Below are 13,495 nucleotides of genomic sequence, written 5' to 3' on the forward strand. Positions count from 1 at the left end.
CTTTCTCATACGGACACGAAAATGCCGCTCTATTCTCTATATAGAAGCGGCATTTTCGTTGCTTTCCGGTGTCTCGCCGTTTTTACAGTCTGGATCGTGTCTATTATGGAAGCCGAGGCTGCTCATTGTATCGGATGCAGATCACCATTTATAATAAAAGGATCAAGAAGAGAACATTCATTCCGAGGAGGAATTATTGATCGTGAAAAAAATGTTGGATAAATTGTAACACTACCGTCTGACTTTTCCTTATGCTTTTCGTATTCGCGGGCCGCCAGCCCGTATTCTAATCATTACGAATAACACATAGAATACGGAGGGTGCAGCGAATATGAGAACCGAAAAAGAAATGATGGACTTCATTCTAAAAGTTGCAGCGGACGATGAACGTGTTCGCGTCGTTACGTTGGAAGGCTCCAGAACCAACCCGAACGTCCCCAGGGATTTTTTTCAGGACTACGACATCAGCTTTCATGTCACGGAAATGGATTCCTTTCTGCAAAATCCCGGTTGGGTCGATATGTTCGGAGAGCGCGTCATCATGCAGACTCCTGAAGCCATGGCCATGTTCCCACCCGAGTTGGGCAGGCGTTTCTCTTACCTGATGCTGTTCACGGACGGGAACCGGATCGATTTGACTTTGATTCCACTGGATGAGAAGGACGAGTACTGCAAAGAAGACAAGCTGATGATGGTATTGATGGACAAAGACAACTGCTTCCCCAAGGTTCTGCCTCCCACTGATGAAGACTATTGGGTAAAGCGTCCGTCAGCCGCGTATTTTTACGACTGCTGCAATGAGTTTTGGTGGGTTTCAACGTATGTGGCCAAAGGGCTGTGGAGAAAGGAATTTTTATTTGCCCAGGATCACCTGAACCAATTCGTCAGACCGATGCTGATCAAGATGCTGGAATGGCAAGTCGGTATCCAGACTGATTTTTCAGTCAGCGTCGGCAAGAACGGCAAATACCTGGATACATATCTGTCCGAGAAAACCTGGCAGGAGCTCATGTCCACATACGACAACGGTACCTATGAGGGCGTCTGGAGATCTCTGTTCACGATGGGGGCCTTGTTCCGCAGAACTGCCCAGGATGTAGCGAGGCATTTGAAATTTGAATACCCGCTTGAAGAAGACCGGCGCGTCACGGATTATCTAAAGCGCGTGCAAAACTTGCCGCGGAACGCCACCGCATTTATATGATTGCAAAAGTGGAGAAATGCAGGAGAATGGACGACAATTCTCGGGAAAAATCGTGCAATTTCTTGGCGCCGGTGTAATCCGGCGTTTTTTTATGTTCAAAAGGAGGCGGGAATCAGGCGTGTCGGGCCGGGAATTTTCCGCTGTCGATAAGGCAGAATATGTCGATAAAAAATATTGCTATCGGAAAGGAATTTTTTAGGGGAAAGGCCAATATAAAGAATAGTGTAATTTTACCAAATATTATAATTATTGGGAGGTAAGATGTTCACATGAAAAAGTCTGTATGGAAAAAAGGCTTTGCGTTGACCGTCGCCCTGTCCACCATGACTGCAGTTCCTCTGGCTCACCCTTGGTCCGCCATGGCTAAATCGTCTGGCGTTCAGTACCACGAGGAGTTTGAAACACCTGAATTCATCGCGGAACCGTTCGAAGCAGACGGCTTGGAGGGAGAAGATCTGATCTGGTCGTTTTTGGAGTCGTATCAGAAGGATTTTCAGATCAAGGGAGATGTCCAGGAGCACTTCAAACTGCTGGAAGAAGTGGAAAACGAGGAGACGAATACGCGCCACTACCGTCTGCAGGAAATGTACAATGGCATTCCGATTTACGGATACCAGCAAACCGTTCACGTTGATGAAGATGGCAATGTGACGTCGTTTCTCGGACAGTTCGTTCCGAATGTGAAAGAAAACAAAAAACTGAGCAGAAAAGCAAAGCTCAACGAAGAAAAGGCGCTGAAAAAGGCACTGGCCGACCTTGAGGACGAAGTGGGAGAAGTAGAGGAGTTCGAAGTCGAGCCTCAGCCGGAACAGTACATTTATGTGCACGATGGAGAAACTTATTTGGCATATGCCATAGAGTTTAACTTCCTGGAGCCGGAGCCAGGCCGCTGGATGTACTTTGTTGACGCGCACACAGGGGACATCATCAACAAGTACAACACGATTGATACGGTGACAGGCACTGGCGTAGGGGTATTGGGAGACGAAAAAAGCTTTGAGACGACAAGACAAAGCAGCACCAGCTATGTCATGAGGGATACGACGAGAGGAAGCGGCATCGAAACCTACACAGCCCGCAATGCAACCAGCCTGCCTGGCACGCTGATGTCTGACAGTGACAATCACTGGACAGATGGAGCGGCTGTTGATGCCCACGCTTACGCTCAGCGAACCTATGATTACTTCAGAGATGCTCACGGACGCAACAGCTTCGACGGGAATGGCGCGAAAATTCGCTCAACGGTGCATTACTCCCGCAATTACAACAATGCCTTCTGGAACGGTTCCCAAATGGTGTATGGCGATGGTGACGGCAGAACCTTTATCTCTCTTTCGGGCGGTCTTGATGTCGTAGCCCATGAGCTGACACACGCCGTTACGGAACGGACAGCCGGCTTGATTTATCAAAATGAATCAGGGGCACTGAATGAATCGATGTCGGATATTTTTGGAGCTATGGTCGACGACGATGATTGGCAGATGGGAGAGGATATTTACACCCCAGGAACTCCGGGAGACGCGCTTCGCTCCCTGGAGGACCCGACGCTGTACGGCGACCCTGACCATTACAGCAAGCGCTACACAGGCTCCCAAGACAACGGCGGCGTACACATCAACAGCGGAATCAACAACAAGGCTGCCTACCTGCTCGCGGAAGGCGGCACCCACTACGGCGTAACCGTCCAAGGCATCGGACGTACGGATACGGCTAAAATCTACTACCACGCACTGACATACTACCTGACTCCATATTCCAACTTCTCGGCGATGCGCCGTGCCGCGATCCAGGCGGCAACCGACCTGTTCGGGGCGAATTCCGATCAAGTACGGTCGGTAATAGCTGCTTATGATGCTGTAGGTGTGAAATAAGAGCATGCATGAAAAAGACAGGCGGCGCAATGCTGCCTGTCTTATCGTTTCGGTCCATGATTGATACGTGCAAAATGGAGCCGCTACAACACCATCTCATCCACGAATCAGCCGTACTGGCATTGGCAATTTGCCATTTCAAAAAGGAATTCGCTTCGAAATCAATACATAGCCGTGTTCACCTGCCCAGTCTACAAGGCCGCTCCAGAAAGCTTCACACACCGAAACGACCTTCGCTGGTTCCGCCAAATCCCCGGACATAACCAACCTGGCTACATCGTCGAACCCTGCAGGACGATTTGGCAGTTGCAGCGATTCGGGAAGCACCATAGAGCCCGTCGAGAAAAGCCTTTGATTGTGCAAGCCGATCAGCATGGCCCCGGATTCGGCAAATTGCATGGCCAAATAGGGCAAATACGTATGCGGCCCGTTTCGACTTGCATTTCTAAGCTTTCCAATGAATTCGCACATTTCACCAACGAGGACTTCATTGATTGCATTTTTGAAGTCTTCCCTGGCCGGCGATTCAGCCGCTTTTCTGAGGGTCGAAAAAAAACCATCAGGATCATACAGACTGAGCGGGGAAAAGAAGGGTCCATGGGTCAAAGGCCATTGACCTTCTACTGTAGAAGCGTTTTTTAACAGCACATCCGCACTCAAGACATTAACTTCAGCTTTCCACGGTCCTGTCGACCATTCATAGCTGTAGTCCACTGGTTCACTTGACTCCTTCAGCACGCAAAACATCTCAATATCCGAAAAAGGGCCGTCTGTCCCTCGGGAAACCGAGCCGTAGACCCCGATCGCTGCGATTTTTTCTCCGAAAACCTCATGCAGTCTCGCAGCAATTTCCTCGCAGATTTGAAGTCTTTCCCTTCTCGAAATGGCAACAGGTCCATTCATGTTCATTTCCGTGCATCTCCCTTTGTTTTGTGATGGGTTGATACGAGCACATGAATGGAGGGCCACGGTCTTAACGGGGGACTTTCTTTGGGTGCATGCGTATTCCTCCTATGCGTTTCCTTTTGGGAATTGTACCCAATCAGAGCTCTTTTGGCAAGGAGAGCGCTCATCACAACAAAACAGAACTCTTGCATCTCAGGATTACGGCTGGGATGAGGCTCATTTATCGGCAGGCAATCATTCCCTCATCTTCCCAGATTAAAGAAATCCGTTACGCCAATATTAAAGGTGTATAACTGCTTATTTAAGGGAAAAGCGGGGGAATCAACAACATGATCAAACATTTTTTCATCACCGTAGGGGTAATCATCTGTCTGTTTGCAATGCCAGTAACCGGTCATGCACAGGTAATTCATGAAGTGCGATATGGAGATAGCTTGACCAAGATCAGTCAGCAATACAAAGTGGCTGCGAGAGAGATTACCAGGCTAAACGGATTGGCGAGAAATGCCCGTCTTGTGCTTGGACAGGCGCTTTTGCTTCCGGGATCGACTTATATTGTTCAACCCGGCGATAGCCTCTGGGAGATTGCCAAGCGTCATTCCCTACCGAAGAAGTGTTAATGAAAAGCAATCATTTGAAAAATGCGGTTCTTGTCCCGGGACAGAAATTACAAATCCCTCGTCCGCCAAAAACAACGCTATGGACAGGGCCGTTTCTTATACCGAAAAATAAAAACTTCAACGAATGGATTCTAAACTATTATCAAAAAACGATTTCAAGTGTGTTCATTTTTGAGTATCGGCCGGACTATGAGGGGAATTTGCAAGCTGAACCAAACGTTCAGCAGGACAATCATGCGAAACTGGCATGGAAGAAAAACAAGCCGCCTTATGCAACAATTACGAACCTCAGTCCAAAGGGCTTCGATCCGGATCTTACTCATCGATTGATGAGTACAGACAAGCTGCGTAAAAAATTGATCAACAACATCCACTCTCTTTTACACTACAATCATTACAAAGGGGTTATCATCGATTTTGAACGAGTGTATCCAAAAGATCGTCGCTACCTGAATAAATTTATAAAGGAATTGGCCAATAAACTTCACCCTTCGAATATGGAAGTTCTCATCGCCGTCCCGCCTTTGGAGGGAGACAAAAATCCTTCCTATGCAGCGGCATACGATTATAAAACACTTGGCAAATACGTCGATAAAATCTTCCTGATGACCTATGATTGGCATTGGCCCGGAGGCCCGTCCGGCCCGATTGCGCCAATAAACAGGGTACGGGCAACTTTGGATTATGCCGTATCCGTCGTCCCGCGTTCCAAATTGATGCTTGGTGTGCCCAATTATGCATATGACTGGACGATATCGGGAGACACGAAAAAAGGGACGGCTTATTCCGTACAGCGAGCCATCGAAATCTATATGACCAAAGAAAGCCAGATTCATTACGACGAAGCAGCTTCTTCGCCATGGTTCCGTTATGTAGATGAGCAGGGTGCGCTCCACGAGGTATGGTTCGAGGATCCCCGCAGTCTCCTGGCAAAATACCGTTTGATTAAAGAATACAAATTAACAGGGGGAGGGTGCTGGCACCTCGGCCTCTCGATCCCGCAAACAGAAGAACTCTTGCTTGAAGAATTCCACATCGCTAATCAGACTTGAAAACTGCCGCATGGAAAAATGGCTATCAGGGGTTGCTCTTGCAATTGAGACCATCCACGATAGCCACTTTTGCTTACTTGCAAATCGGTTTTGGCTCTGGAACCGGTTGAATCTTCGTTTGAAAGCAATTGACTGGGCCATAAGCACTTTTTAGGCCCACAACCTGCTGACAGAACAAAGATTTTCACACAGGTAAAAGTGGATGTAAGATTTGACAAGCAGCCTAATTCGGTTTAAAATAATCTCAAATTAAAAATATATAAAATCAAGATATTTCTCGCTTAGGAAAGAAAACCTGGTTCTTTTCCAAACATGGGCCGATCTTTATAAGCCCAATCATTTTTTAAACAATTATCTCAAAATCGAGATATATGGATGAATGGTGTGAGAAATACTGGTGATGAATTCATCTGAAAGGAGTTTTACCAATGGGCAATCAAACAACAGCAGGTATTCACCATATCACTGCAATCGTGGGAAACCCGCAAGAAAACGTGGATTTTTACGCAGGTATTCTGGGCTTGCGCTTAGTCAAAAAGACGGTAAATTTTGATGATCCCGGAACCTATCATTTGTATTTTGGAAACAAGGGAGGTCATCCGGGAACCATTATGACGTTCTTTCCCTGGCCGGAAGCCTACCCGGGACAGATCGGCACCGGTCAAGTCGGCGTGACGACCTTCGTTGTTCCCGAGAACGCCTTGGATTTCTGGGAAAAACGGCTCTCTGCCTTTCATATTGCTGTCAAAAGAGAACAGCGATTCGGTGAGGATTACCTTCAGTTTACGGATCCTCATGGTCTTTTGCTGGAGATTGTCGCTCGCAAAGAAGGCCCCGAAAGCCAGTGGGAATTCAATGGCATCCGGAAGCAAGAAGCGATCAAGGGGTTTGGGGGCGCGATCCTGTACAGTGCAGCTCCTCAGCAAACCGCGGATTTGCTTGAGCGGGTCATGGGCCTGGAGAAAGTCGGCGAGGAAGGGGATTACGTAAGATTTCGGGCCAAAGGCGATCTTGGCAATGTCATCGATATCAAACTGACAGACATTCCCCAAGGCCAGATGGGGGTAGGTACCGTTCACCACATTGCCTGGCGGGCCAAGGATTTCGAGGAGCATCAAGAATGGCAAAAACATGTAGCGAAGCACGGTTTTTCCCCTACCAAAATTGTGGATCGCCAATATTTCAACGCGATCTATTTCCGTGAAACAGGGGGCTTGCTGTTCGAAATCGCGACGGACCCGCCTGGCTTTGATCGCGACGAGCCGGCCGACATCATGGGAGCACAGCTCATGCTGCCTGAATGGCTCGAGCCAAAACGGGGCATCATCGAAGATCTTCTCATGCCGATTGCCGTGCGGGAAGTGAAGGAGGAACAAGCATGAAGCATATTTTTCAAGAGGGAAAAGATGCAAGCAAGCCGACGCTGCTTTTGTTGCACGGCACAGGAGGCGATGAGACGGACTTATTGCCGGTAGCCGGAATGATTGACGATACCGCCTCGATTTTGGGGGTGCGGGGAAATGTAATGGAGAATGGGATGCCGCGATTTTTTCGAAGAATCGCTGAAGGGATTTTCGATGAACAGGACCTTGTTTTCCGGACGAAGGAGCTGTACGATTTTCTCGATGAAGCTGCGCGCAACTACGGTTTCGACCGCGACCATGTGATTGCCGTGGGGTATTCCAACGGGGCAAACATCGCGGGCAGTCTTCTTTATCACTACGCAGCTGCATTAAAGGGCGCCATTTTATTTCATCCCATGGTTCCTCGGCGCGGAATCGAGTTGCCCGATTTGTCGGGTACTCCGGTCTTTATCGGAGCAGGTACAAACGACCCGATTTGCAAACCGGAAGAGACGAAGGAATTGGCCGAAAGCTTGGAACTCGCTGGTGCCGTTGTCGAGATTCATTGGGAAAGCTTTGGCCACCGCTTGACCCAATCCGAGGTCGAGAAGGCGGCTTTATGGTACACGCAGATGAAATAAACGATGATTGAAAAGGTACACAATCGAAAGCGATCCTAAACCGAACGATAGACAAGGCGGCCATTTTTGGCTGCCTTTTTGTGCAGGACAGCATCTTCCGCGTGTGTAGTGGGAGCGATTATCGGCTGTGTAAGAACCAAATCGCTTTACGCTCTGTCATGGACAAGTAATATGCATCTTTGCTAGCCTTTCAACTGTTTAACCAGGTCAGAAATTTTTTTGTTTTTCAGGGCCTGCTCCATTTGCCGCTCGGCGTCAATTACCACCTGCTGAATCAGGCACTCGCTGCCATGATTAAAGCTGCATTCAAATAGAGAAGATGTTCCTTCGATCGCATGGATAACATCCAGAAAGGAAATCTCGTCTCGGTTGCGTTTGAGTCGGTATCCGCCATTCGCGCCTGATACGGAGGTGATAAGCCCTGCTTTAACCAGTTTGGTCAGCATTTTTGAAAGATAGGTCTGGGAAACACCCAGTTTCTCGGCTAGAATCTGAACACTCACAGGTTTGTCTGGCGTTTCAGCCATGAGATATAACATCGCATGGAGAGCGTAGTCGGTTGCTTGTGAAAATTTCATAAGACACCTCTTATAATGGACTTCACTTATCTATGATAGAGTTTATTTGGGCATAAAGCAAGCCAAGAAGCACTTGTCCATTTACAAGACAGAAGACTATTTTCCTATCGAAGAAATGTACCATTTTGCAACCGCAAAGATCCGTGAAATTGATGAGAACATTGAACGTTTGAACAAGTTTAAAGCCATATTGGAGCTGGTGGAACATAAAACTTATTCTGGTACGACACCATCCAAAAACGAGTGTCCGATCATCAAAACACTTACGAGGACTTTGATCACGACCGTTTAACCGCGATCGTCCACCGACGGCCGATTGAGTATGCCTATTATCTTGCAATGTCTCGAAAAAGCAACAAGACCGAGATAGGGTAGGGCCAGAAAAACTCGAAATGACAAAGGGAAAGCGTTTATGACATAAAAAAGTCGGTTGTCACCAGGCTAAGGGTGCAACCGGCTTTCTTATATGTCAAAAGGAAAGAAGAAGAATGTATCGAATAACAGAGGATGACTAAGCGAGCAAAGACGAGCGGATTCCCGAGGGGAACAGCAGTGCATTCTGATCTGGTTTCGGCATCGGATGGACAAGCTCCGTTTTGATGAAAAGTGGGTGTTTCAGTTAAGGAGAACAAGGTTTTCAACCGGGAAGAATTGAAGAATTAGAGAGCATTTTATTGGATTGAAAATACAAAAAGAGCCAGCAATTCCAGTATAGTGACCCTCAAACAGGTACAACGGCAGGAGATCCTATTATTTCGATGTTGATTAGGGGATGAAAGAAATGGAGGTACAATTTAAACCAGGCTATGGACTACTAGCGCATAACGAATCGATCGATGGAATTGCTGATATTTTAAAATGCTTTCTTCGCGAAGACGAACAATTATTGTTTTCCTTCTATGAAAGAAATATTGATTTCATTCATGAGTCTGATAAGGATTTTATTCTTAAAAGGCAAATATTTACCAATTCCAATTGGGCATTGCCTTGGGAAGAATCTATTCCCCATTGGGATGGTCCAAATAACACTCCCCCAAAATTAATATGGTTTTACGCCAATGAGAAACAAGACATAAAAAAAGCCATTGGAATCGATTTTCTCTTTCGATGTGTAACACTGAAAAAGGGGAATCGTTTTGAACAATATTCCAACGTTCTCTTTCAAGAAGAATATTATGTAACTGTTGATGAGACAGAGGAGTACGATCATTGTATTGGTTTCACTGAAAAAAAGGACGACTTTCTAACCAAAACATTGCCAATACTAAGAAGCAATATTTCTGCAAAAATTGATGTACTACACTCTTAAATCATTGACCTTGAGGGGAATTCCGATTAACGTAATTTAGCGAAGCCGCTTGATTCAATCAAACAGCTTTATATTTGGACCATAATCTAGGAGGATCCCTATGATCCCTTACGAAATTGTTTTTGATGATAAAGCGGATAAGCTGCGAATCCGCTTGCCTGATCACTTATTGTTGGTAGAAGAATTTTTAGAGATCGAGATTCTATCGGACCTCGCGAAGGACGTAATCTTAGACAGGATACAACGAGTGGTATCTGGGAAAGAGGAAGTATCAGATGGTACTGGAAATTTATACAGCTCCGAAATAAGAAAAGATGATACCCGAATCTATAATTCATACGTTGAGGCGCAACTGGAAGCGGGTATTGACACTGGTGAGGAGTTAGAGTCGTTCATAGAGACTAAACATTTTGCCGAACTGCTTACGATTTGGATGGACGCCCTAAACGAGCATAGAAAAAATCGCAACTCAAAGAAGTGATTTTATAAGAGCAAGAAGAGCGTCGACCCGGAACTATGTAGAGTGGGAAATCAGAATGTAGATCGAATAGCAAACACCGAGTAACCGAGTATATGAATTAATACAGATAATATACTTAATAGTCTGAAAGTACTGTTCTTATGAAAATTCAACCATAAAATATAGGGGTTTTTAATAATTTATATTCAGTTCATGAAATATCAATTTCATGAACTGAAAGCGAATCAAAACAAAAATGATAAACTTCCTCTCTATCGGGGGACGAACTTTAAGGATTCGATGCAGCCCCTTTGATCTAGTGGAATTAAGATTGAATTGCGGCTCGATAGAGATGGCAGAATTACGACAGACAGCTACCGGTTTTACAAACCATAAGGGCAGGAGGTTTTTCAATGATACCCTATGAAATTTATTATGATGAAAGAACTGGTAAATTAAGAATTGCTCTACCCGAAGGATTATCATTGGTAGAAGAATACCTAGAAAGTGAGGTCATCACTGAATTAAATAAGAGAATGATTTTTGATAGAATTGCAAGAGTCAGTTCTGGCGAAGAAGAAGTATCGGATGGTACTGGAAATTTGTTCAGTTCAGAAATTCGCAAAGATTATACTCGGATATACATCTCATATGTAGAAGAACAATTAAAAGCCGGAATAGATACGGGTGAGGAATTTGAGTCAACCATCGAAACAAAGTACTTTGCCGAATTAGTTTCAATTTGGGTAAGGGCACGAGAAGAGTATAGACAGCGGCGTGATTCAAGGAAATAATTCCGAACGAACGGGGTCTGTCAACAATTTTGAGTTTTTTGGGTAGACACTTTATTGTCCCGCAGATCGATTAGATTTTTCCTTGCTGCCATTCCCTTGATCTAACTGATGGTACTTAATATGATTATCTACTTAAGAGAATCATCTACCTGGCATAATCGTTGATAATTGGTCGTCCTACGCATAAAAAACAGTCTCCTCCCAAAGCCCAGGACTGACTCCCAAAGTTAAACGTGTAATTACTTTCTGGACCATGGTATTGCTACTTCTTGCTACTCCTTATTTTACATTATCGATACGGACCATTTTGTCATTCTGGTGATATGCAGTTAGGTACAAAAGCTTTAACATACCAATGGAGTAATATTTCCTTCAACAGACATCTGAACCAAGGTCCAATAGGTATATTCAGCTTCGTTTTTATCAGTTTACATAATATATATTATCGGACTCAAAATATTTATGCGAATATACGGCCCTACCGGATAGTCATAACATCAAAATGTATCATTTATTCGTTATAAAGAGTGATCGTTATAAAAACTACTCAAACAGCACACGGTCAAAACTAAATGAGAAAAACACGTGCAATGTCCGTAGCGGCCATGAAGTTCCTTTATCAAATCGAATCTACATGAGACCCGGATTGAACCGATGGCTTTCAGTTTCATACTTGGTTCCATGCTTTAAGGTCACCAATCAGTCCGTAAAAAGCTCTCACTAAAACACAACCGCAGCCATATTCCGGATGATTTTCCTGATCATCTCCCGAGTACCGATTGCATTCAGACGAAAGATCTCATCGTATTATTAAAATAGACATCTTGGAAGTCAGCATTTCCTATAGGCAACAATAAAATCAAAAAATTCGAAAAACAGTATTTACATTTTCTGTAATTTCACTTATACTAAACTTAAAGATAACTAAATTGAATTATTCGGAGGCACATCAGATGAAACTGTTGACCAATCAACCCCAACCAACGGCTGCTCCGGCGCAACGGACATATGAAGATACCTTAAACAACCTGGCGAAGTATCTCCAGCAAAATACAAAAAAATAACCGCTCAAAGAGTGCCTGACCGCTGGCACTCTGTTTCTCCCTGTTCCCCTTCCCTGCCTCCTAAAACCCAACGGTCTAAACTTGCAACAACTTGCTGATAATAACAATTGGCCCTATGCGCTCCGCTCTACAGCCTATTTCCGCAACCACCTATTCTTTTGATTCGAGGGTTTGCAATGGAACATCACTTGAACTGGTTCATCATACACTTTGGCTATGCCGGAATCTTTCTTGCATTGGCTCTTGGTATCGTCGGATTGCCTATCCCCGATGAAATCCTGTTAACCTATATCGGCTACAACGTCTTTCAAGGAAGCCTGCACTTCCTGCTTTCTCTGCTAAGTGCATGTGCTGGCGCTTCAACCGGCATCACGGTCAGTTACTTTATCGGCAACAAGCTGGGACTCCCTTTTTTAAGGAAAGTAGGGCCCAAATTACATATCACGGATAAAAGGATCGAACGCACAAACGGGTTGTTTCAAACATTCGGCCCTTATTTGCTGCTTGTCGGATACTTCATTCCTGGTGTCAGGCATCTGACAGCCTATATGGCGGGAATGTCGGGCATGGAATTCCGCAGATTTGCCCCATTTGCCTACTGCGGAGCCTTTATCTGGAGCATTACATTTCTCTTGTTGGGCTTTGGACTGGGAGAAAAGTGGTATCTGGTCAAGGCGTACATCCATCGCTATGGACTATACGTCTTTTCCCTTTTGGCTCTGATTGTTATAACGGTGTTGGTCATTTCAAAGTGGAAACAGATCAGGCAAACCCGCGATAGAACCGATTGAGCTAAATTGATCGTCGTTCCGCAAAAAACGAAACGCCCGCAGCGAATGCATGCTGCGGGCGTGACAAACGATGATGAGCTGCACTCCGATGATCCGAAAATGTACAGGTCATCAACCGATCGTCAGCTTATTTCTGGGTAGCGGCTTCCAGAGCGACTTCGATCATGGTATTGAACGTTGTTTGGCGCTCATCCGCGGAGGTAGCCTCTCCGGTCAGGATATGGTCGCTCACGGTCAGGATCGAGAGCGCTTTGCGCTTGAATTGAGCAGCAAGCGTATAGAGAGCTGTAGTCTCCATCTCTACTGCCAGGACCTGATAACTCGCCAGTTTTTTGTACAAATCAAGGCTTTCCTGATAGAAAGTATCGCTCGTGAATACACTTCCCACTTTTACCGACAGATCGCGCCCTACCGCCGCCTGATAAGCTTTGTGCAGCAGATTGAAGTCGGCAGTCGGAGCAAAGTCGACCTGGTTGAATCGCAGACGATTCACTTGGGAATCTGTGGAAGAAGACATGGCGATGATAACATCACGTACTTTGATGTCTTCTTGAATGGCACCGCAAGTGCCGACGCGGATCAAGTTTTGTACGCCATACGACTCCATCAGTTCATGAATGTAAATGGAGATGGACGGCACACCCATGCCTGTCCCCTGCACAGATACGCGTTGTCCTTTGTACGTACCGGTAAAACCGAGCATGTTGCGTACAGTATTATAGCAGACCGCATCTTCCAGGAAGTTTTCAGCTATGTATTTGGCTCGCAGGGGATCGCCCGGCAACAAAATGGTTTCTGCAATGTCGTTTGGTTTCGCTCCAATGTGGACGCTCATGTAATCTGCCCCTTTTCTATGTACATA

General features: G+C 45.6%; 13 protein-coding genes. 10 read left to right on the forward strand and 3 right to left on the reverse strand.

Features of this window, described 5'->3' with window-relative positions; genetic code table 11:
* Positions 1-331: 331 nt before the first annotated feature.
* Both NSQ24_RS13810 and NSQ24_RS13815 read left to right on the forward strand, forming a co-directional pair.
* Positions 332-1,204 (forward strand): aminoglycoside 6-adenylyltransferase, encoded by an 873-nt coding sequence (locus NSQ24_RS13810; RefSeq protein WP_339166022.1) that lies wholly within the window; start codon positions 332-334, stop codon positions 1,202-1,204.
* Positions 1,205-1,473: 269 nt separating this feature from the next.
* Positions 1,474-3,075: a M4 family metallopeptidase gene (locus tag NSQ24_RS13815; RefSeq protein ID WP_003390383.1), complete on the forward strand. Its 1,602-nt coding sequence runs from the start codon at positions 1,474-1,476 to the stop codon at positions 3,073-3,075.
* A gap of 138 nt (positions 3,076-3,213) precedes the next feature.
* On the opposite strand, the gene NSQ24_RS13820 is transcribed toward NSQ24_RS13815, so the two are convergent.
* A complete protein-coding gene (locus NSQ24_RS13820) occupies positions 3,214-3,984 on the reverse strand; it encodes an ANT(4')-I family aminoglycoside nucleotidyltransferase (RefSeq protein WP_031933004.1) in 771 nt (256 codons plus the stop codon).
* A 326-nt stretch (positions 3,985-4,310) separates the two neighbouring features.
* Here NSQ24_RS13820 and NSQ24_RS13825 point away from each other — a divergent pair, with 326 nt between their 5' ends.
* The 4 genes from NSQ24_RS13825 to NSQ24_RS13840 all read left to right on the forward strand — a co-directional run bounded on the left by NSQ24_RS13825 (position 4,311) and on the right by NSQ24_RS13840 (position 7,637).
* Complete coding sequence (locus NSQ24_RS13825; RefSeq protein WP_024984669.1) at positions 4,311-4,601, forward strand: LysM peptidoglycan-binding domain-containing protein; 291 nt, start codon at positions 4,311-4,313, stop codon at positions 4,599-4,601.
* A complete protein-coding gene (locus NSQ24_RS13830; RefSeq protein ID WP_339166025.1) occupies positions 4,601-5,653 on the forward strand; it encodes a glycosyl hydrolase family 18 protein in 1,053 nt (350 codons plus the stop codon). Before NSQ24_RS13825 ends, NSQ24_RS13830 begins: the two co-directional genes overlap by 1 nt.
* A 428-nt stretch (positions 5,654-6,081) precedes the next feature.
* Entirely contained in the window at positions 6,082-7,035 is a 954-nt protein-coding gene (locus NSQ24_RS13835) for a ring-cleaving dioxygenase (protein WP_003390386.1), read from the forward strand.
* Complete coding sequence (locus tag NSQ24_RS13840; RefSeq protein ID WP_031933001.1) at positions 7,032-7,637, forward strand: alpha/beta hydrolase; 606 nt, start codon at positions 7,032-7,034, stop codon at positions 7,635-7,637. Before NSQ24_RS13835 ends, NSQ24_RS13840 begins: the two co-directional genes overlap by 4 nt.
* Positions 7,638-7,819: 182 nt before the next feature.
* Here NSQ24_RS13840 and NSQ24_RS13845 read toward each other — a convergent pair whose 3' ends face one another.
* A complete protein-coding gene (locus NSQ24_RS13845) occupies positions 7,820-8,215 on the reverse strand; it encodes an Rrf2 family transcriptional regulator (protein ID WP_003390388.1) in 396 nt (131 codons plus the stop codon).
* A 781-nt stretch (positions 8,216-8,996) separates the two neighbouring features.
* Between NSQ24_RS13845 and NSQ24_RS13850 the strand changes: the two genes are divergently transcribed.
* The 4 genes from NSQ24_RS13850 to NSQ24_RS13865 all read left to right on the forward strand — a co-directional run bounded on the left by NSQ24_RS13850 (position 8,997) and on the right by NSQ24_RS13865 (position 12,633).
* The gene (locus tag NSQ24_RS13850) at positions 8,997-9,524 is read left to right on the forward strand and encodes a hypothetical protein (RefSeq protein ID WP_327927425.1); all 528 of its coding nucleotides are present in this window, start codon (positions 8,997-8,999) and stop codon (positions 9,522-9,524) included.
* A gap of 100 nt (positions 9,525-9,624) precedes the next feature.
* A complete protein-coding gene (locus NSQ24_RS13855; protein WP_031933607.1) occupies positions 9,625-10,005 on the forward strand; it encodes a hypothetical protein in 381 nt (126 codons plus the stop codon).
* Between the two features lie 392 nt (positions 10,006-10,397).
* Complete coding sequence (locus tag NSQ24_RS13860; protein ID WP_122958836.1) at positions 10,398-10,778, forward strand: hypothetical protein; 381 nt, start codon at positions 10,398-10,400, stop codon at positions 10,776-10,778.
* Positions 10,779-12,018: 1,240 nt separating this feature from the next.
* A complete protein-coding gene (locus NSQ24_RS13865; RefSeq protein WP_031933095.1) occupies positions 12,019-12,633 on the forward strand; it encodes a DedA family protein in 615 nt (204 codons plus the stop codon).
* 127 nt (positions 12,634-12,760) lie between these two features.
* On the opposite strand, the gene deoD is transcribed toward NSQ24_RS13865, so the two are convergent.
* Entirely contained in the window at positions 12,761-13,468 is a 708-nt protein-coding gene (deoD, locus tag NSQ24_RS13870; protein ID WP_243014194.1) for a purine-nucleoside phosphorylase, read from the reverse strand.
* Positions 13,469-13,495 lie beyond the last annotated feature (27 nt).

Source organism: Brevibacillus sp. FSL L8-0520, assembly GCF_037963895.1.
GTDB classification, from domain to species: domain Bacteria; phylum Bacillota; class Bacilli; order Brevibacillales; family Brevibacillaceae; genus Brevibacillus; species Brevibacillus borstelensis.

Excerpts from the sequence above, each read along its gene's own strand:
- NSQ24_RS13835 (WP_003390386.1), top strand. The coding sequence starts at position 6,082 with ATGGGCAATCAAACAACAGCAGGTATTCACCATATCACTGCAATCGTG.
- NSQ24_RS13825 (WP_024984669.1), top strand. The coding sequence starts at position 4,311 with ATGATCAAACATTTTTTCATCACCGTAGGGGTAATCATCTGTCTGTTT.
- NSQ24_RS13860 (WP_122958836.1), top strand. The coding sequence starts at position 10,398 with ATGATACCCTATGAAATTTATTATGATGAAAGAACTGGTAAATTAAGA.
- NSQ24_RS13855 (WP_031933607.1), top strand. The coding sequence starts at position 9,625 with ATGATCCCTTACGAAATTGTTTTTGATGATAAAGCGGATAAGCTGCGA.
- NSQ24_RS13850 (WP_327927425.1), top strand. The coding sequence starts at position 8,997 with ATGGAGGTACAATTTAAACCAGGCTATGGACTACTAGCGCATAACGAA.
- NSQ24_RS13820 (WP_031933004.1), bottom strand. The coding sequence starts at position 3,984 with ATGAACATGAATGGACCTGTTGCCATTTCGAGAAGGGAAAGACTTCAA.
- NSQ24_RS13845 (WP_003390388.1), bottom strand. The coding sequence starts at position 8,215 with ATGAAATTTTCACAAGCAACCGACTACGCTCTCCATGCGATGTTATAT.
- deoD (WP_243014194.1), bottom strand. The coding sequence starts at position 13,468 with ATGAGCGTCCACATTGGAGCGAAACCAAACGACATTGCAGAAACCATT.
- NSQ24_RS13815 (WP_003390383.1), top strand. The coding sequence starts at position 1,474 with ATGAAAAAGTCTGTATGGAAAAAAGGCTTTGCGTTGACCGTCGCCCTG.
- NSQ24_RS13830 (WP_339166025.1), top strand. The coding sequence starts at position 4,601 with ATGAAAAGCAATCATTTGAAAAATGCGGTTCTTGTCCCGGGACAGAAA.
- NSQ24_RS13840 (WP_031933001.1), top strand. The coding sequence starts at position 7,032 with ATGAAGCATATTTTTCAAGAGGGAAAAGATGCAAGCAAGCCGACGCTG.
- NSQ24_RS13810 (WP_339166022.1), top strand. The coding sequence starts at position 332 with ATGAGAACCGAAAAAGAAATGATGGACTTCATTCTAAAAGTTGCAGCG.
- NSQ24_RS13865 (WP_031933095.1), top strand. The coding sequence starts at position 12,019 with ATGGAACATCACTTGAACTGGTTCATCATACACTTTGGCTATGCCGGA.